Origin of the sequence: uncultured Campylobacter sp. (assembly GCF_938045595.1) — a bacterium.
Taxonomy (GTDB): Bacteria; Campylobacterota; Campylobacteria; order Campylobacterales; family Campylobacteraceae; genus Campylobacter_B.
Genome location: NZ_CALIBB010000298.1, coordinates 1 through 1,249 on the forward strand (window position 1 = coordinate 1; position 1,249 = coordinate 1,249).

Below are 1,249 nucleotides of genomic sequence, written 5' to 3' on the forward strand. Positions count from 1 at the left end.
TTTTTAGTAGCTAAATTTCTTATTGTCTCTGAGATAAGATCAAAATTTTTTGGATAAACTTCCTGCATTAATTGAAATTTTATACACTCACCAAGTCCACTATAAAAATCCAGCTCAGTCAAAGTATCTAAAAAATCGGTATTAATATAAATTTTTTGTGGCGGATAGAATGTGCCTATCAAATTTTTGTAACTACCATAATTTAATGAGGTTTTGCTGCCAATACAGCTATCTGTTATCGCTAAAAAAGTAGTCGGTATAAAAATCCACTTCAGCCCCCTATACAAGGTAGATGCGACAAATCCACTTACGTCCTGCGTTATACCGCCGCCTATGGATACAAATGTCAAATTCCTCTTGGCGGCCTTGCCGATTAAAAAATCATAAATTTCACAAACAGATTTATAGGTTTTGTTTTCTTCGATCGCGTCAAAAATAAAAATATCCTTTGAATCAAAAGATCTAAATTTAGCCTCATAAATTTTAAAAACATTCTTATCTATTACTAAAGCAAAATTTTGTCCTCTAGCTAATTCATCTAAAAATTCCCATACCCCTTCAAAATAGACATCATAGTCTCTGATATTTGATTCGATCTTTAAGCTCATGCTAAAAATCCTCCGTCTATTACTATCACTTGTCCGCTTATATAGGAGTTTTCCTTGCCGATCAAGAATGCTACCAGTTTTGCTATCTCGGAAGTCTGCGCAAATCTACCGAGCGGAATTTCTTGTTTGATTTTGACTTGTTCGGCAAGTGGAACATTTTGCCTCGTTAGATCCGTATCGACATACCCTGGGGCTACGGAATTTACTAAAATATTAAATTCTCCAAGTTCTCTAGCAAGCGCTTTCGTAATTCCATTTATTCCAAATTTGGTGATTGAATAAAGAGTCCTGCGGGCCTTTGATCTCACCCCCCAAATGGAGCTGATATTTACGATCTTTCCACCTTCATTGCGCCTCATAGACACAGAGGCAAATTTTGCCAACGATATGACAGACCTTAAGTTAACGTTTATCATATCATCAAATTTTTCATCGTCAATCTCATCTAAAGATGCCAATATATTTATCCCTTCACAATTAACCAAACCGTATATGTCTAAATCGGAATTTTTAGCTATATAACGCGCTACACTATTTTTATCATTTAAATTTAACTCCTTTGAGTTTGGGGTTATGCAATTAAATCCAACGCTAGTTAATTCGTCGGCTATAGCTTTACCGATCCCTCTGCTAGCGCCCGT

1 protein-coding gene and 1 pseudogene are annotated in these 1,249 nt (G+C 35.6%); both read right to left on the reverse strand.

Annotated elements, in window-relative coordinates; translation table 11 throughout:
- Window positions 1–608 (reverse strand): annotated as a pseudogene (locus Q0340_RS11490) (hypothetical protein); the annotation flags it as partial.
- Window positions 605–1,249 (reverse strand): SDR family NAD(P)-dependent oxidoreductase (locus Q0340_RS11495; RefSeq protein ID WP_298083416.1); only part of this gene is annotated, 645 nt, incomplete at its 5' end. The pseudogene Q0340_RS11490 and the gene Q0340_RS11495, both read right to left, overlap by 4 nt.